Annotated in this window: 16 protein-coding genes and 1 tRNA gene; 13 read left to right on the top strand and 4 right to left on the bottom strand. The window is 54.5% G+C overall.

Translation table 11 applies throughout. The annotated features are described in order from the left end of the window. Window positions 1-75: 75 nt before the first annotated feature. The 7 genes from CLV58_RS07590 (at window position 76) to CLV58_RS28300 (ending at window position 8,080) form a co-directional block, all read left to right on the top strand. Window positions 76-148 (top strand) — tRNA-Thr (locus CLV58_RS07590). Window positions 149-1,043: 895 nt separating this feature from the next. Further along, on the top strand, window positions 1,044-1,769 hold the full coding sequence (locus CLV58_RS28740) for a hypothetical protein (protein ID WP_245882257.1): 726 nt from the start codon (window positions 1,044-1,046) through the stop codon (window positions 1,767-1,769). Between the two features lie 186 nt (window positions 1,770-1,955). Next, window positions 1,956-2,354 carry a hypothetical protein gene (locus tag CLV58_RS07580; RefSeq protein WP_106137187.1) on the top strand — a complete coding sequence of 133 codons (399 nt, stop codon included), beginning with the start codon at window positions 1,956-1,958 and terminating at the stop codon, window positions 2,352-2,354. 90 nt (window positions 2,355-2,444) lie between these two features. Continuing rightward, on the top strand, window positions 2,445-5,588 hold the full coding sequence (locus CLV58_RS07575) for an efflux RND transporter permease subunit (protein WP_106137186.1): 3,144 nt from the start codon (window positions 2,445-2,447) through the stop codon (window positions 5,586-5,588). A 19-nt stretch (window positions 5,589-5,607) separates the two neighbouring features. Then, the gene (locus CLV58_RS07570) at window positions 5,608-6,798 is read left to right on the top strand and encodes an efflux RND transporter periplasmic adaptor subunit (protein ID WP_106137185.1); all 1,191 of its coding nucleotides are present in this window, start codon (window positions 5,608-5,610) and stop codon (window positions 6,796-6,798) included. A gap of 63 nt (window positions 6,799-6,861) precedes the next feature. Beyond that, complete coding sequence (locus CLV58_RS07565) at window positions 6,862-7,743, top strand: cation diffusion facilitator family transporter (protein WP_106137184.1); 882 nt, start codon at window positions 6,862-6,864, stop codon at window positions 7,741-7,743. Between the two features lie 196 nt (window positions 7,744-7,939). Further along, a complete protein-coding gene (locus CLV58_RS28300) occupies window positions 7,940-8,080 on the top strand; it encodes a hypothetical protein (protein WP_170108664.1) in 141 nt (46 codons plus the stop codon). Window positions 8,081-8,249: 169 nt separating this feature from the next. Here CLV58_RS28300 and CLV58_RS07560 read toward each other — a convergent pair whose 3' ends face one another. After that, window positions 8,250-8,651, bottom strand: coding sequence for a hypothetical protein (locus CLV58_RS07560; RefSeq protein WP_106137183.1), 402 nt, complete (start codon window positions 8,649-8,651; stop codon window positions 8,250-8,252). Between the two features lie 157 nt (window positions 8,652-8,808). Then, window positions 8,809-10,278 (bottom strand): S41 family peptidase, encoded by a 1,470-nt coding sequence (locus tag CLV58_RS07555; protein WP_106137182.1) that lies wholly within the window; start codon window positions 10,276-10,278, stop codon window positions 8,809-8,811. 207 nt (window positions 10,279-10,485) lie between these two features. On the opposite strand from CLV58_RS07555, the gene CLV58_RS07550 reads away from it, so the two are divergent. Both CLV58_RS07550 and CLV58_RS07545 read left to right on the top strand, forming a co-directional pair. Next, entirely contained in the window at window positions 10,486-10,770 is a 285-nt protein-coding gene (locus tag CLV58_RS07550; protein WP_146141385.1) for a hypothetical protein, read from the top strand. 333 nt (window positions 10,771-11,103) lie between these two features. Beyond that, window positions 11,104-12,207 carry an acyltransferase family protein gene (locus CLV58_RS07545; protein WP_245882256.1) on the top strand — a complete coding sequence of 368 codons (1,104 nt, stop codon included), beginning with the start codon at window positions 11,104-11,106 and terminating at the stop codon, window positions 12,205-12,207. 118 nt (window positions 12,208-12,325) lie between these two features. On the opposite strand, the gene CLV58_RS07540 is transcribed toward CLV58_RS07545, so the two are convergent. Further along, window positions 12,326-12,514 carry a hypothetical protein gene (locus CLV58_RS07540; RefSeq protein ID WP_106137180.1) on the bottom strand — a complete coding sequence of 63 codons (189 nt, stop codon included), beginning with the start codon at window positions 12,512-12,514 and terminating at the stop codon, window positions 12,326-12,328. A gap of 897 nt (window positions 12,515-13,411) precedes the next feature. Here CLV58_RS07540 and CLV58_RS07535 point away from each other — a divergent pair. Further along, the gene (locus tag CLV58_RS07535; protein WP_106137179.1) at window positions 13,412-13,876 is read left to right on the top strand and encodes a hypothetical protein; all 465 of its coding nucleotides are present in this window, start codon (window positions 13,412-13,414) and stop codon (window positions 13,874-13,876) included. Window positions 13,877-14,001: 125 nt separating this feature from the next. Then, complete coding sequence (locus CLV58_RS07530; RefSeq protein WP_106137178.1) at window positions 14,002-15,063, top strand: fatty acid desaturase; 1,062 nt, start codon at window positions 14,002-14,004, stop codon at window positions 15,061-15,063. Between the two features lie 253 nt (window positions 15,064-15,316). Here CLV58_RS07530 and CLV58_RS07525 read toward each other — a convergent pair whose 3' ends face one another. Further along, window positions 15,317-16,141 carry an RpnC/YadD family protein gene (locus CLV58_RS07525; protein WP_106137177.1) on the bottom strand — a complete coding sequence of 275 codons (825 nt, stop codon included), beginning with the start codon at window positions 16,139-16,141 and terminating at the stop codon, window positions 15,317-15,319. Between the two features lie 316 nt (window positions 16,142-16,457). Between CLV58_RS07525 and CLV58_RS07520 the strand changes: the two genes are divergently transcribed. Both CLV58_RS07520 and CLV58_RS07515 read left to right on the top strand, forming a co-directional pair. After that, window positions 16,458-17,114 carry an RNA polymerase sigma-70 factor gene (locus CLV58_RS07520; RefSeq protein WP_170108663.1) on the top strand — a complete coding sequence of 219 codons (657 nt, stop codon included), beginning with the start codon at window positions 16,458-16,460 and terminating at the stop codon, window positions 17,112-17,114. Between the two features lie 32 nt (window positions 17,115-17,146). Next, on the top strand, window positions 17,147-18,154 hold the full coding sequence (locus CLV58_RS07515) for a FecR family protein (protein WP_106137175.1): 1,008 nt from the start codon (window positions 17,147-17,149) through the stop codon (window positions 18,152-18,154). Window positions 18,155-18,167: the final 13 nt, after the last annotated feature.

Below are 18,167 nucleotides of genomic sequence, written 5' to 3'. Positions count from 1 at the left end.
GCATTAAAAAAAAGCGCAACACCAGTTGCGCGAATGCCGGAACTGACTGTATATTTGCACCTCAAAACAGCAAAAGCCTCCTTAGCTCAGCTGGTAGAGCGACGCATTCGTAATGCGTAGGTCGCAGGTTCGAATCCCGTAGGAGGCTCTTGGAAGCCGCTCAGATCAACTGAGCGGCTTTTTTATTGACCCCAGCGTATTGTGTCGCTGCCGACAGCTTCTTCGTTAGCACAGCGCCCACCTATCCAGGTCATCTCAGTATCCATCGAATGGCATAAGTAATGCGGTTTTGTTGGTAGCATTCGGCAGGGAAATAGAGTTTCCTCTAGCTTATCAGAATTGCCAGTTTGTATATAGTTCATCTGTATATTGTGTCCATTTTTCGTACTTCATTTAATCAATCATCCATGAAGTTTTTTTACGTAGCAGCGCTTATCTTAGTCACTTCTCTTTCACTTCAGGCACAGACTAATTACGTGGCGAATACGGCTAATTCGCAGACACCGGGTACAAACAACACACTAGTTGGCCCACAAGCAGGAAGCGTGATTACATCTGGTAACAATAATAGTTTTGTTGGCTACAACGCTGGCAATCAAACTACAACTGGGGGGGCAAATACATTCATGGGTGCATTGGCTGGTCAGTCTAATACAGAGGGTAGCAATAACATATTTGTTGGCTCCCAAGCAGGTTACTACAACAGAACGGGATCACAGAACGTAACTGTTGGCAACAGCAGTGGTGGACTACTATATACCGGTTCTTCTAATACTTATCTAGGGCATGCTGCGGGTAGTCGCAATCCAGACGGCTCATTCAATACTATTTTGGGTAGCGAAGCCGGTAGGTTTAAATCGAATGGTTTCAGCAACGTCGTTATAGGCGTGAAGGCGGGCGCAGGTCAACCAAACACGTTGACGGTCCTAGGCAACAACAACGTACTCATTGGCGATTCAACGGGATTAAATAACGTAGCATCAGGCAATGTGTTTCTAGGATCTAAATCGGGATATACAAACCAGAGTGGCAATCAAAACACGTTGCTTGGTTACCAGGCTGGTTATAATCTTACCTCCTCGTCCAACACGCTGGTTGGCTATCAGGCAGGGCGAAACATAACGACCGGTAGCAACAACATCATCGTTGGGCCGATGTCGGGGACGGCCATCACCGATGGGAGTGATAACGTGCTGATGGGCTACAACAGTCAGGCGGAGGACGGGCTGCATAATGCTACGGCGATCGGGGCGGGCTCGCGGGTAGCCGTTAGTAATGCGCTGATTCTGGGTAACGGGGTCAACGTCGGGATCGGTACCTCAGCGCCCGCTACCCGGCTGGAAGTAGTTAGTCCGCAAGCCGATCAGAGTGGGTTGCGCCTGACCAGCCTGACCACGAACAGTCCATCGGCGCTGACTACCGATCAGTTTCTGACGGTCAACGCGCAGGGTGACGTGGTCAAGGCCCGCTACCAGCTGCGCATCAGCGACGTGAGCCAGTGGAGCGACAAGGTGTTCAGCCCTACCTACCAACTACGACCATTGAGTGCAGTTGCCAACTACGTGCGTGAGCAGGGCCATCTGCCGGGTGTTCCCTCGGCCGAGCAAGTCAAAACAGAGGGCGTCGATCTGGTGAAGATGAACAGTCTGCTGCTGGAAAAAGTCGAGGAGTTGACCTTGTACGGTATCGATCAGCAGAAACGTCTTGACAAGCAACAGAGCGAAATCGACGAACTGAAACAATTGGTCAAGCAGTTGATGAAGAAATAAGACTATTATCGATTACTGGTCGATCGGTATATTCGGTACTGCGTAATTACCGGCAACTGCCGCAATGAAAAACGCCTTCCTTACTATCAAGGAAGGCGTTTTGCTTAGGGCCAGCCTACGCAGGGCTTCGTTAGATTGGCGTTGGTCAGCGCGTCGATTTTGGGCTGATGGTGTTATCTTTACAGGGTGAAATCAGTTACCTCACTTTTTCTGGGTCTCCTGCTACTGGTCGGCAGTCTGTTTCCGCAGACGGACGTAGAAGAAGTGTACAAAATTCCGGGTCTGGTTTCGCACTATCAGCTACACAAGCAAAGCGCCGGGCAGGATTTCGATTTCTGGCAGTTTCTCGACATGCACTACAACGCATCGTCGACGCACGCGAAGCTGCCCCACGATGGCGTAAAAATCCCCCTCTACAATCACCTCTCGCTTGGTTTTGTCTTTACACTGCCGATGGCTCCCAAGCAGGAGATCGTCAGCGAACCAGCGGTCGTGATGCATTGGCCCCAGGTGTATTCTGCCTATCAGAACCTGTATGCCTACCAGAATACGTCGTTCCTCTTCCAGCCGCCCCAGCTAGGCTAATTCGACTTCGTTCATAGTGACTCTCTTCCCGTTGGACACCCTGTCTGATCGGGTAGTCTGTCCCTGTTTCTCAACGAATTAGTCAGTCTGATGCTAGAAAAAATCATTCAGTTCAGCATCCGCCAGAAACTACTGGTGGGGCTGGGCGTAGTGGCGTTGATTGCCTGGGGAAGTTACGCCCTGACGCAGTTGCCCATCGACGCCATTCCCGACATTACCAACAATCAGGTTCAGGTCGTTACGCAGGTACCCTCGCTGGCGGCCCAGGAAACCGAACAGTTCGTCACCTTTCCGCTCGAAACGACGCTTCGCAACGTACCGGGCGTCACGGAAATCCGATCGATTTCGCGCTTTGGTCTCTCGGTGATCACCGTAGTGTTCGACGAGACAACGCCCACGCTTCAGGCCCGGCAGCTGGTGGCCGAACAGTTGAAAGCAGCAGAAGGTAGCCTCACGGCGGGGTCACCACAGCTGGCCCCCATCACGACCGGCCTGGGCGAAATTTACCAGTACGTGATCCGGCCGGAAAATGAAGCCGATACGCGCTACTCAGCCACCGACCTGCGTACCATTCAGGACTGGATCGTCAAGCGGCAGTTGTCGGGCGTAACCGGTGTTGTCGACATCAGCAGCATCGGTGGGTATCTGAAAGAGTACGAAGTACAGATCGACCCGGAGCGGCTACACGGGATGAATACCAGCCTGACCGAAGTAATGGACGCGCTGGCTGCCAACAACGCCAATACGGGCGGCAGCTACATCGAAAAAGGGCCGGAAGCCTTTTTTATCCGGGGCGAAGGCATGGTCCGTACCCCGGATGAGATTGGTCAGATAGTCGTCAAAACCATTGGCAATACGCCCGTGCTGGTACGCGACGTAGCCCAGGTCGGCTTCGGCCATGCTGTTCGCTACGGGGCCATGACCCGCAACGGACGGGGCGAAGTGGTCGGCGGGATTGTGCTGATGCTCAAAAGCGCGTCGTCGGAAAAGACAATCGAAGGGGTGAAAGCGCGCATCGGCGAGATTCAGAAGAGCTTACCGCCGGGTCTGGTCATCGAGCCGTTTCTGGACCGTAAAACACTCATCGACAAGGCCATCCATACCGTTGCCCAGAACCTGATCGAAGGGGGGCTGATTGTGATGAGCATACTACTGCTCCTGCTGGGTAACTGGCGGGCCGGACTCGTCGTAGCCTCCGTGATTCCGCTCTGTATGCTATTTGCGCTCGGTATGATGCATGTCTTTGGCGTATCGGCTAACCTGATGAGCCTGGGTGCCATCGACTTCGGCTTACTGGTCGACGGGGCCGTTATCATCGTCGAGAGCATGATCTTCAGCATCGTACACGATCAGGCCAGCAGACACCAGTCGATGGATGCTATTGCGCAGCATTCCGCCAGCCGACTGATGCGGTCGGCGCTGTTCGGGCAGTTGATTATTCTGATCGTATACGTTCCGATTCTGTCGCTGACGGGTATCGAAGGCAAGATGTTCCGACCAATGGCGCTGACGGTCAGTTTCGCCATCATCGGTGCCATGATTCTCTGCCTGACCTACGTACCCATGGTATCGGCCACGCTGCTCCGAAAAGATATTCAGGAAGAAGGCACCCTCGCCGACCGGATCATGACCTTTCTGTACCGAGGCTACGCACCCCTGCTGAACCGGGCGTTGCGCTGGCCGAAGGCAATCATCGCGGCATCGGTACTGCTACTGGCCGGAGCCGTAGGCCTGTTTGGTACGATGGGCGGTGAGTTCATTCCCAACCTGGACGAAGGTGACATTGCCATTAGCCTGTCGCTCAAACCGGGCTCATCGCTGCGGCAGACCATCGAGACCACCGGCCGGATCGAGACGATTCTGAAGAACGGTTTCCCGGAAGTAAAAGACGTCATTTCTAAAATTGGTACCGCCGAAATCCCCACCGATCCGATGCCCATCGAAGCAGCCGACGTAATGGTACTGCTGAAGGAACCGAGCGAATGGACGTCGGCTCACACGAAGGAAGCGCTGATTCAGCAGATGGAACGGTCGCTGAGCGTGTTGCCCGGTATCACAACCGAATTTACACAACCGATTCAGCTGCGTTTCAACGAGCTGATGACGGGAGTCAAGTCGGACATTGCCGTGAAGATTTACGGTGAAGACCTGGCTACGCTGTTTGCGAAAGCCAATCAGGCCGCTGCCCGGATCAGGACCATACCGGGCGTCGGCGATCTGAAAGTCGAGCAGATCAGTGGTTTGCCGCAGATGCTGGTATCGTATAACCGGCAGCGGCTGGCGCAGTACGGCGTGTCGGTGGCCAACCTCAACCGGATTCTGAAAGCTGCCTTTGCGGGTGAAACCGCCGGGGCCGTCTTCGAGGGCGAAAAACGATTCGATCTGGTCGTCCGGCTCGACAGCACCTACCGGCAGGACATCGATAACATCCGTCAGCTCTACGTCGATCTGCCCGACGGGCAGCAGGTACCGCTGGCCGAACTGGCGACGATCCGCTACGAGAACGCGCCCATGCAGATTTCGCGGGATAACGCCCGGCGACGCATCACCATCGGCATCAACGTACGGGGCCGGGACGTGGAAAGTCTGGTGGGTGAAATGAAAGCCGTACTCGACAAAGACGTCCCGCTACCGGCGGGTTACAGCTACACATTCGGCGGGCAGTTCGAAAACCTGGTTAAAGCCAAGGGGCGACTGGGTATTGCCGTGCCGCTGGCGTTGGTGATGATCGGCCTGTTGCTCTTTCTAACCTTCAACTCGGTCAATCAGGCGCTGCTGATCTTCACGGCGATTCCGCTGTCAGCCATCGGTGGTGTGCTGGCACTGGTCGGGCGCGGTATGCCGTTCAGTATCTCCGCCGGGGTTGGGTTTATCGCCCTCTTCGGCATTGCGGTACTCAACGGAATCGTTCTGATCAGCTATTTCAATCAACTCGAAGCCGAGGGCGTAACAAACGTCATCGAGCGGGTCAAGCAGGGGACAGCCGTTCGGTTTCGTCCGGTGGTCATGACGGCGGCCGTAGCCTCGCTGGGCTTTTTACCGATGGCGCTGTCGAGTTCGGCCGGTGCTGAGGTACAGAAACCGCTGGCAACGGTCGTCATCGGCGGACTGGTATCGGCCACGCTCCTGACACTGGTTGTTTTACCGGTCCTGTATAGTCTGATAGCCACGCGCCGGGCACCGGATAGTCATCCATCGGCTACTGACCAAGCCGTATCAACCTTTATTCATTAGTCTTTTCACGGATAAGATTATGCGTTCTAGAATCAATCCGCAGCCACTCCGACTTTTGTGCGTCGGCCTGCTGCTGAGCCTGTTCGCCTGCTCGGGTTCGACGGAAACCACCGAACAGGCAACGGCCGCTTCCCCCAAGGATACAACTCGCCAAGGCCCGCAAACCATTGCCATCAGCCCCAATCAGTTTCGGGAAACAGGCATTCAACTGGGCGCTCCCGATACGCTGACGCTGGGCGAAAGCATTCAGGCCACTGGTAAACTCGAAGCGCCACCCGACCAGTGGGCCAGTGTTCACGCGCCCATGGGCGGCTTCGTCCGCTCAACCCGGCTGGTGGAAGGTGATTTCGTCCGGAAAGGCCAGGTGCTGGCTCAACTGGAACACCCCGACTACATCAAGCTACAGCAGGAATACTTGCAGGCGATAGCCCGTAGCCGGTTTGAGCGGCAGGAGCTGGACCGGCAGACCGAATTAAGCCAGGCCGCTATCGGGGTCGGGCGTAATTTTCAGCAATCGACGGCCGATTACCAGACTACGCAGGCCCTGCTCAGCTCGCTGGAAGCCCAGCTGTCGCAGTTGCACATTCCGCTACCCACCCTTCGCAAAGGCACTATCGTCCGGACAATTCCGCTACTGGCACCGATCAGTGGGTATGTTGACAAGGTAGACCTGCATTTGGGTCAGTTTGTCGGCACGACCGATGCGCTGGTCGAAATCGTTGGCAAAGAACACCTGTACCTGGAGCTGCGCGTGTTCGAGAACGACATCCGCAAGATTCGGGAAGGTCAAGCGGTTCAGTTTACCATTCCTCAGCAGCAGACCGGTCCGATGAAGGCCAGCGTATACCGGGTGGGGCAGGCATTTGATACGCAGACGAAAACGGTACTGGTACACGCAAATCTGGCCCCCAAGAACTACGGACGGCTGTTTGCCGGCTCGTACGTTCGCGCCACAATTCTATCGGCTCCCCGGCGAGTTATGGCCCTACCCGACGATGCACTAGTGCGGGAAGGCAATCAAACCTTTGTCTACGTCCGGCGAAGTGGCAGTCCGACCAGTACGTATCAGTTTCAGCTCGTTCCGGTCCGGACCGGTATCAGCCAGAACCATCAGACGGAAATAAAGCTGCCTGGGGGTATCGACCCCACTGCCATTGTTCGGCAGGGAGCTTATTTTATCAGCGCCGAGCGGGCCAAACTCGCCGGCTAATGGTTGATTACAGCGATACCCCATACACCTTCATGACACGTTCATTATAACACTATCACTTTTATGGAACAGTTAACCCCACGTCAGGCGGAACGTGGCCAGAAAACCACCCTGATCGGCATCGCGGTCAGTATCGTGCTGCTGCTGGTGAAAGGCATTGCCGGCTGGCTGGGCAACTCCTACGCGCTGATTGCCGACGCGATCGAATCGGGCACAGACGTCGTCACGTCTACGTTTGTCTGGCTGGGTCTGCGGGTAGCCGCCCGCCAGCCCGACGAAGACCACCCGTACGGGCATGGTAAGGCCGAACCGCTGGCGGCTATCGTTGTATCAGTTGCGCTGGTGGGCGCGGCCATATTCATTGCCGTCGAGAGCATCCGTAATATCCGGGTTCCGCACGAAGTACCGGCCCCATTCACACTGGCGGTACTGGCGGGGGTCGTTATCGTCAAAGAAGTGCTTTTCCGCCGGATCGAGCAGGTGGGACAGGAAACCGAAAGTCAGGCCGTGAAAGCGGATGCCTGGCACCACCGCAGCGACGCCATCACCTCGCTGACCGCTTTCGTCGGTATCAGCATTGCCCTGATTGGTGGCCCCGGTTACGAAAGCGCCGACGACTGGGCGGCTTTACTGGCCTCAGGCTTTATCATTTTCAACGCGTACCGCATCTTCCGTCCCTCCTTCGGCGAAATCATGGACGAAGCCCCGGCGGGTGACTGGAAGGCCGAACTGACCACGATCGCCCTGAGCGTTCCGCAGGTGCAGGGTATCGATAAGTACCGGGTTCGCAAGACAGGTTTCGAATACTTTGTCGACCTGCATGTAAAAGTACCCGGCGACCTGACCGTCAGGCAGGGGCACGACATTGCCCACGCGGTCAAAGCGGCCATTCTGACGGCCAAGCCATCGGTTTATGACGTGCTGATTCATATCGAACCCGCGTGATTAGTCGGCGTAGTTGCCGCCCTGAACGGTTTTAGACACCGTTTATGGCAGTCAGTTGGCTATTCTGCTCCTTGAACAGCAAACTCCGCAGTCATGGGGGTTACCCACAACTGCGGAGTTCTGATAGGCTTCGTTTTTGTCAGCTCGTCGTAAGCCGGCGTTGGCGGTTGCCTAGCAACAGAAACGAATGGTCGCAATGGTGACAGTAGTACGCTCGGCGTCGGAATGGGAACAGTACTACTTTACTCCAGATGGGCTGTCTGACTCGGTAGAAGCCATCATCGCACCGACAATGGGGGCAACAGGGAGTGAATGTAACGCGCATATCGATCAATAGAGAGGAGTGGGATACCTTCTCAAAAATGCATCATTCACGCCACAAATCATATGTTACCCATGTGTCTTTTTTTTTAAATAAAACAGACGATTATGCTGTCTTCCGAACGAAGGCCCCGGCAACAACCCATTCCTGTACTAATTGCCGGTCAGGCTGACTATAGGCTGGCCTAGCGAATCGTCAGTAGCCGCTGTGGCAACACTGTTTCTACGGGCGTTTTCAGATCGATACGCCGGGTCAACTGGCCACTTGCCGTCCGCAACTCCAGTTCGTAAAGGCCGTCCGGCAGTTGATCCACGTTAAGCAACAGTCTCGCCTTCGTCGCCCTGCGTCCAACATGTTCAGTAAACACAGTTGCCGCCTTTCCAACCGGACGCAGGTTGACGGTCATAGCTTCGGCGGCCGACTTATCGATCGACAGTCGGATTTTCCGTTCCTTGTTTACGTACGCGCTAGCCTCAAACGATTCCGGTGTGGCTGGTTTGTCAGTTGATAGTACAGTGGTGGGACTGGCCAGCAGGTGGAGGGCGATAACTGATTTTACGAAGGCGGTAGTCAATAGCGAAGTCATTGGTACTTGTTTGTTTTAGTGATTGATTCGATTGACCACTAAAAGCCAACTCTCGTGCCAGCTAAACTACCATACTCACTGTCAGCATATTAACCATCTATGCCAACTTATGCTTGTCCGCTTCCGTACGGGCAGCAGTCCACTACCGTACAGCTACTCATCGCCGGGGCTGCTCAGTCGGCAACTGATAATAGCGAACGACATAATCGACCCAGTCGGGTTCGGTAGCCGGAATAACGACGTCGGGCTGAAAGCCCCGATTATCGATCGGAGCCGTATCGACCCAGCCCGAACGGGTGGTGGGCAGGCGTAGCACAAAGTGGGGACAGTCCAGCACCTGATTCCGGACGTTGCCATAATCCATGACGCCCCCCGTATGCTGGCCGAATAGTGTGGCTTTACGGCTCTGTTTGGCGTAGAAGGCGAAATACTCCGCGCTACTGTAGCAGTTTGCATTCATGAGCACGGCGACCCGAACCGGATTGGTCAATACCGAGTCCATCTTCAGGAGTGAGCCTTCGGTACGGTACAACTGGTTGGGATGCGCTTTCGCCTGCGCGACGTCGGTGGCCCAAACGTTGAGCACGCTATCGGTATCCCAATGACCGGCGCGGGCGCGGGCGATCATCGCTTCTTCAGCGGCAATGTTGTCGGGCGATGTTCGCATGTAAGTGTGCGTATCCTGAAAGTTGTTGGTATTCATCAGTGGCAGCAGCGATGCGAACGACGAGTTACTACCGCCCCCGTTGTCGCGAATGTCGATAATCAGCGTGGGCGTCTGGCGCAGCGCCGACTGATGTACCCGGACCATACTATCCACCTGTGCTTTGGGCGTATTGAAACTGGTCACCCGCAGATACGCTACCTGCGGACTAAGCTGGCGAAACTCGATCGGGATCGCCTGGCGCGCAACGGTTTGCTGCTCGGCCTCCGTTACCGCCTGAGGAAAGCGCCGTAGCCAGTACCCGTACCCGCCGATCCGAAACAGATTACCCGTCTGCGCCAGCCGGAGCGACTCCTCTTCAAACGCTCCGTTGCGGTACAACACCTGACCGGCAGCCGGATTGCGGGTAGCCAGTTTCAGCTTGACCAGGCCCGGCGTCCACCGGGGATTCGTCGATGCGAGTACGACCCCAACCAGCGAATCCGCCGATTGCGGATCGGGGATGATCGCCAGTTTGTAGCTCCGCTCGGGCGTCTCCCAGATTCCCTCGACAGGGTGGTGTTTTTTCGCTTTGTCCAGCAGCAATTGTTGAGCCTGCGCTTCCGACAGCGGGATAGTCCGAACGCCAACCACGGGCGCTGGGGTTGGTGTTGCCGCTGAGCCGGTATTGCGCAGCTCTACCTGAAAGTGCCCATCCCGGAAGAACGCCTTATACGCTTTCAGTAGTTGAAAGCAGTCGGCATCGGTTGTTGCTTTGGTGGCCTGCTGTTGCAGACTATCCAGCAGTCGGGTGTGCGCAGGCTTTGTTTTGGCCGTCACCTTATCGGTCCAGCCGGCGTAATTGTCGGCTACTTTACGGCTGACCTGCTGCAATACCGATGGGCAATCGCAGGGCGGAGTGGCAGATTGAGCCGTGGTGAAGAGGGGATAGCCGATCAGTAAGCCCAGCAAATAAGCACGCATATACTAAAGAACAGACTAGAACTTGATTATCAATAGATTGAATGACAAATAAATCATTAAAAAACGGTAGTCAAAGGACGATTTTAGCCCGTTTCTGATAGCTTATCCCCCATTTTCTACCATTCATCGAAAGATCAGCATTTTCACTTAATAGACTACCAATTTTGATTTACAAACACAAAAGAGGCAATCACCATGCATTTCATCATGTCAGCTACAGCAAACGAAACCACGATCGAACCGGCCTCGCTCGGCGAACTCTTTCAGAAATTAGTCGACCTGGCAGTTCCGGGCGTTAGCCATTACCAGGCTCACCAATTACGAACCGACGGCGTTTACCGGGTTGTCGTCCGGGCAGCGAACGGATTTCAGACGCTCAGTATTCCGGCGCAGGCATTGCTGCTAGCGGAACTGGGTATGCTGGTCGAGTCTGACCGCTACGCGATCATGCAGCAACTAAAAGTAGCCGATAACCGGACTGTCGTTGCCTGACTGATACAGCAGTTGTGCGTGGCACTGCCTGCCCGACGCTCTTGTGTTACCATCCACTTACCATACTGAGGTAGTTCCGACATAGATCATGCACCACCCGTATGTGTTTACAACCTGAATAATACCCACCGTTCACTTTTTTACTTCGTCAGGCAAACAAGAAGCCGCTCCCCCACTCGGGTAGCGGCTTTTTCATATCCACGCCTTGTTACTAACCCGGCAAGCACATTGTCTTCTCCCGACCTGTCAATCCGGTCGGACTGTCGCCGGGTGGTCAACAACGCTTGTCCTGATGCATATAATCGATCGGTTTTCTGCTTTGGCTAGTGAACCATGCCTGCTCCGACGCAGGCCAGCCTGATGAAGAAATCTAGTCAAGAGCCGTTACAGCTGACTACCAGACCCCATTTTCTAGTCCTGGATGGGTTACGCGGTGTAGCCGCACTAACCGTGTTGATTTTCCACTTTATGGAAATCGTCGTTCCCGACCCCAGCAAGAGTTTTATCACCCACGGCTATCTGGCCGTCGACTTTTTTTTCTGTCTGTCGGGCTTCGTCATTGCCTACGCGTATGACAACCGGATTGGCCAGTTGGGCAGCTGGGCGTTTTTCCGGCTACGCCTGATTCGCCTGCACCCACTCGTCGTCATCGGTGCGGTTATTGGGCTGATCTGTTTCGTGCTCGACCCATTCAGTAAGCTGTACGCGTTGAAGGGACCCGGCAAAACGGCGCTGCTATTTGTGTCAGGTAGCCTGATGATTCCGTACCCGGCGGTTCCGGAGCGATACCATAATCTGTTTCACCTCAATCCGCCGACCTGGTCGTTGCTGTGGGAATACATCGCCAATATCGTTTACGCACTAATCCTCTACCGGATCTCCCGCAAAACGCTGGTAGGCTTAACGATCGTAGCCGCCATTGCGCTTTGTATCACGGCCAATGCGTACGGCAACGTCGGTGTGGGTTGGGGCATTGGCAACGAATACGGCGGTCTGCCCAGGGTAGCGGGTTCGTTTCTGCTGGGCATGCTCGTCTTTCGGTCGGGCTGGCGAATTACCAACTCGCTCGGCTTCGTTCCCATCAGCATACTACTCCTGCTGGCGTTTCTGGTCCCGTACCGAGTCGGCCTGAACCAGTTTACCGAACCTTTTCTGGTACTCGTTTATTTCCCGTTTCTGATTGCCCTGGGTGCCGGTACACAAACAAACCCTTTCTGGGACAGGCTTTGCAACTGGCTGGGTGATTTATCGTACCCGCTCTACATGGTCCACTACCCATTCATCTGGCTGTTCATGAGCTATCTCGAAGCCAGGAAGCCGACAGCAGGCCAGTTGTGGGTGCTGGTACCCGTACTGACGGTGGCGCTGATTGCCTTCGCGCAGCTGATTATGGCGTATGTCGATACCCCCATCCGGCGCTACCTGTCGGGCAAGTAAAGTGCATAAAAAGGCAGCTGTCCGTACCTGTTGGTTGGGTACAGACAGCTGTTTTCAGACAAGGCCTGACGCAGCCGGAACCGCTTACAGGCGAAACGAGCTGAATATGTCCTTATCGCTAATCTTTGGCGTTCCGACGACGGCGCGGTTGAGCCGCCTGAATATCAGCCCATGCCTTCGTTTTTAGCCGATGATGGAGTTCTTTGTCACGCGGCACAAATGTCTGGCTCCGCAGTTGACCTTCCGTCACTTTGATCTGCCAGTAGTCCGAATCGCTGGTGTCGGGGATTTCTGTGTATTCCTTCATGGAGAGTGGACGCAGCTCAATGGTTGAATTTGATAACGCGTCATAATGTCAACCCCTTCCGACGCTTTTTCGTTTAATCGGCCTATACCCTCGCTAAAATAAACTTACCAGAATACAAATAATTGGCCAGCTTGCAGATAGCACATTAGTGCGCGGTAGCGCCGTACTGATCGTTTTTACCAAGTAATTCGGCTATAAATTATAGCCTTGACAGATCGTTACCGGCAACTATATCGTATGTAGACTAATCTTTTTATGTATAAATTGGTTTAGTTTATATACCCGATCAACAGTCGGTTCATCGTCTTCACATTTTGGCAACTCGTTACCGGTTTTACACGTCATCAGCCGGTCCTCATTAGTAAACTAAGTGAAGCACCCGACCGCATCAGTATCGGCTGGCTTCACCGCCCAAGACCAGATCAGTTCGATTACTCTAGCCACTATCGTTGGTGAGCTGATTACCCGGCCCCGTGCCAGGATACAAGCGTTTGTTCTTCAAAACATAACGCGTCTGCCCATACCAGCATCAATTACTCGTTATCGGCATTCTCAGCGGCTAATCCCGATTCGCCGGGGCATCTTATCCTTCTCTGCTCATAAATCACTCGCTCCATGTATCGCTTGCTCAGTCAATTCGACACGGCCGCTCAACGAGTCCTGTCTTCCCTACTTGATCACTACGAATTGATCATCAGTCCGGTTTTTCGGCCATTACTGCGAACGTCCCAGCCGCGTCCGGGCCTGACTATGCAGCAAGTTCCCCTGCCTTCGCAACCTGGCCACTCCCTTTCTTGCCAAGTACCACCGTCACTGGTAACGCACACTGCCCGAACTGACCGGTAGACCTGCGTCCGTTCACTGGCCTGACTTTCCTTCCTCCTTTTTACCCAACTCATGACTATTGATACACAAACGCCCCATGACAACCTGCTAGCCATCGAGGCCTTATTTCGGTCACCGGCTTTCGCCGTTGATGCTGCTGACGATCTAGCCTGGCGCACCTCTTTCGCCGAGCTAATAAGCCGGGTAGACAAACTCCTGACTCAGGTCGAGGAACGGGGCCAACGGATCGACTTTACGAAAGGCATTGGTGTGCAGGGCAAAATTCAGGATATCACGTCACTCGTGCACTGGATGCATCAGCATTTACCTGCCGTAGCCGCCGATCGGCCAGGACAATGGCCCCAGAATCGGCTGAACCGCTATATCAACGAAGGCTGGGGCCGGTTTGCCAACGGCTGTTCCTTTGCCAATGAATTCGACGGAGACATAGCCTTCTTTATCGACGATCAGCGTATTTATCTCCACAGTCAGTTGCACCGAGCCGTCGATCAGGCAAAACAAGTACTGGCTATCTGACCGCCAGCCCTTGTTTTACCCGGCAGACCCGTTAAATTTAACAGCGTTTTCGCTCCGCAACTTTCTACTACCTAATCAGGCGATGTCTGCCCGGATTTCGCCATTCTTCGCTCAGTTCGTTCTTTATGCCATTTATCGACAATGTACTACAGGAGCCATCCTATGGCTGGCGCACGCCCTCCGGTGACCTGGTTATCCCCACAAATCGACAACTCTTCCGGGAAGCCTTTACGCGGATGAATGTTTTCGCCGACCGTAAAAACTGGGTTCCGGCTGCCAGCTGGCTCATGATTCTTTGTCTGCTTCCCTTCGCCATCATTGCATTCGGGCGGTATTTTTCCCTGCCACTGCTGGGTATCGGTATCCTGTACGGCATGGTCATCATGAGCACGCATGCGACAATCTGGTTTCACCGGTATTGCACGCACAAGGCGTATACGTTCAGCCATCCCATCTGGCGTTTTATCACGCAGAATCTGGTTGTCAAAACGTTTCCCGAAGAGATTTACGTCGTTTCACACCACGTTCACCACGCCAAATCCGATCAGCCCGGCGACCCCTACAATGCCCGTGGCGGTCTCTTCTACTGCTTGCTTTCAGACGTCAACCACCAGCCGATTGCCAAGAACCTGTCGGAAGCCGATTATGGCCGGGTAGCGGGTTTTCTGGGCCATACCGGCATTCAGGCCAATAGCTACCGCAGTTACCTGCGCTGGGGGTCGGTTGGTTCGCCCCTGTACACGTTTGGTTTGTGGGCTGCCAACTGGGCCTTCTGGTACACGATATTCTTCCTGATCGGCGGCCATCCACTAGCCTGCACCATGTTTACGGGTGCTCTGTTCTGGTATGTTGTCGTGCGCACGTTCAACTACACCGGTCACGGTAAGGGCGAAGAACAGCATGTCGACGGCGTTGACTTCGACCGGCGTAATCTCTCGATCAATCAGTGGCGGCCCGGCCTGTTCGCGGGCGAATGGCACAATAACCACCATCTGTACCCCAGCAGTGCCCGCGCCGGTTTCCTGCCTTTCCAGCTCGATTTAGCCTGGCTTTACATTTACGGCCTGTCGAAAGTAGGGATGGTTTCGTCGTACCGCGACAACAAGGCCGACTTCGTGAAAAAATACGTGACGGCTACCAACGATCAACCAGCTGTTGATCAACCAGCTGTTACCCAGCATAGCTAGTAATGTAGCCCAGCCCGTCGACCAACCGACCGGTTGGCCAAGAATGCAAAATCCCGATCGGTACGCTGATCGGGATTTTTAGTTGGGATTGTTTTACCCGTGCTGAAGGTGATTGTTTTCCCTATCGTCCCACCACTCTTCAGTGCCGGGGACACTACCTACTGCGGTGACACGTGTGCCGATCGGTATTTTTCTACAATCAACGCGGCTGAAAGCACCAGTGTAGTTGAAAATTACTACCGTAAGCATACTATTAGTCATTAGCCATTTTCTGCCGAACCTGCTCGACAAACTCAACGGATACACCGGCAAGCTTTGCAACCCGATCAGCGGGCATATTCGTCTCAGCAAGCAGATTCCGAACGAAGCGTTCTTCCGCCTTCATCTGCCCCCGTTGCTCACCTTTTTCTTCACCCATCAGGTAGAAGACGTCCTTTTCAGGGCTGATAAGCTTTTCGATACTGTCCATAGCTTCTTTGAGTTTGATACCTAAGTTACGCAGTTGCGCCAGTACACGCAACTGATTGATGTGCTTTCTAAACGAGAAATCGCCCTGACTCGTTTCGCCTACGCGCTGAACGATTTGAACCAGCTTTGCTTCCATGTCGGTAGTGCCCAGATTCGCCAGAATACTCAACAGTACTTCCTCCGGCTGATTCGACCGGAGAAAAAGATGGTAGTCGAGCGTAGCAAATGAGACGATTGGAAATTCGAACGTCAGGGTTAGCCGATTCAAGCGGGTCGGCATCTGTGGGGTGGTGGCACCGAGAAATACAACGAACTGCCGGACAGGTAACCGATATTTGCGTTCCAGCATAATGTAGTACTCCGCCATACGGTACACCATATCCGGCTCGTCGGCCACTTGGAATTCTATCTGCAACACGAACTCATCTCCAGTCTCGTTAACGATCTTCTTCAATACATCCGGCTTGCGCTCCTTGGTGTGTTGAAGATCGTCGGGCAACTCTTCTGACTCCACCGCCGTGATACCAAGCACGTTCTCCAGCAAACCCGGAATGATCGCTTCCAGATTTTCCCGTAAAATTTTATCGTACTGATTTACCTGTTTACGCATGTCTGGCTAGTACACAATCGTCTGCTTACCTCAACGGAGAAGCCACGTATGAATAAATCAGCATGCGAAAAGTATACCACCGTTTCCACTGTCTACCCGACAAACTGCCGATTGGATGAGCCAATCAGTTTGCCTAAAAAACACCTGACCCCACTAAATCAGGCGTTTCCAAGATAGACCTGCACTATAGCAGGCCACTCATTACCGTATCGTTAAAAAAAATAGTAAAAAAAGTCAAAACGGAGTAAGGGTATACCTACCCTGACTTGTCTGTAGTATGACCGCCTACCCGTGGTCAGTACTCGACGGTTCTTACATGCGCCTTCCTCTACCTATTCCATCAACCTCCCCACAGGCGACTACCGGCCCCGCGCCGGTTAGTTCGCCCGTGTCGCCCGATCCCGACTGGCACCTGAAAGCCGTGTTCGAGACCGACCCTCAGCAGGGCTGCGAACTGCTTTTCCGCAAGTACTACGCCCCCCTGTGCAGCCACGCCATCCGACTGGTCTACGCCAAGGAAACGGCGGAAGACATTGTGTCGGAGGTGTTCTGTAACTTCTGGACAAACAAGGTTTACCTGACCATCGACAGTGCCTACCCGGCCTACCTGTTTCAGGCAGTGCGCTACCGGGCCTACAATTACCTGCGCTGGGAACTGACCAAATCGCAGCAAAGCACCGATGAACGCATGGACGACCTGATCGATTCCAGGTCATCGCCGGCGGAGATGATGCAGTACGACGAACTCCGGCGAAAAATCGAACAGGCCATCGAACAGCTTCCCCCACAGTGCCGGCGCGTGTTCCTGCTCAGCCGGTTCGAAGGCCGTAAATACAACGAGATCGCCGACGAACTCAGCATCGCGACCAAGACCGTCGAAGCGCACATGACCAAGGCGCTGACGCTACTCCGCACCGTACTCAAAGACGAATGGGTCTGGGGTGTCGCGCTCCTGCTCAGCACACAGGCCTGATCCACCCACAACCTGACGATTGACAAGACATCATGCAAACTATTACAAAAGCGTTGCTGCTGGAGCACCATGCTGGTCGGACGAGTGCCCTTCAGGTACGACTGATCGAGGACTGGCTCAAAGACCCGCAGAACCAGGCCCTTTATTACCAGACCTTGTTTGAGTGGGAACAAACCTGTCCGCAATACATTGCCGACACCCCGGCCGCACTCGACCGGTTTCGTCGGTTCATGGATCAGCCGTTTCCCGTTCCGACGCTGGCTGAACCGCCCCCCCTACGCAGCACCCGGTCGTGGCTGTCGACCTGGCTGGTAGCGGCATCGGTAACGCTGCTGCTCGGACTGGCCGGCTGGCTCTTCCGCGAACCACTGCTGTACCAGACGTATAAAACGTCGTTCGGGCAGCTCAAACGCATCACTTTATCGGACGGTAGCCGGGTTGTGCTCAACGCCAATTCAAGCCTGCGCGTCCCCCGCTCGGTGCTGGGCTACCAACTGTTGTCAGGAAACGATCGACTTGTCACGTTAAGCGGGGAAGCGACCTTTTCCGTCACCCACACCTACGACAACAAGCGTTTCGTGGTACAGACGGGGCGGCAGTTCGACGTGGAAGTACTCGGCACGGAGTTCGTCGTCTTCAACCGAACCCGGGCGACCCGCGTGGCGCTGTTGAAGGGAAGTGTAAAACTGCGTAGTCAACGGAGCAACGACCGGCGCGAATGGCTGATGCACCCCGGCGAACTGGCCACTTTACAGCCAGGTGGATCGGTGCAGGTCAAGCCCATCGCCCGACCGACCGACGAAGCCGCCTGGACCGAACATCGCTTCGTCTTCAACAATACGCCCCTACGCGAAGTCGGCTACATGATCAAAGAAAACTATGGGCTCGACGTCGCCATCAAAAGCCCCGCGCTGGCCGAGCGCATGGTGACGGGCACCTTCGACGCCGACAATGCCGATGAACTCCTGCACGTACTACGGGAATTGCTGGGCATCAACGTATCCCGGCAGCGCAACCGCGTCATCTTCTCCGCTAAATAATCCGCTACCTCCT

Origin of the sequence: Spirosoma oryzae, assembly GCF_003002825.1 — a bacterium.
Classification (GTDB): domain Bacteria; phylum Bacteroidota; class Bacteroidia; order Cytophagales; family Spirosomataceae; genus Spirosoma; species Spirosoma oryzae.
The sequence above is the reverse complement of the archived record's forward strand: the minus strand, read 5'-3'. Positions and strand labels throughout refer to the sequence as shown.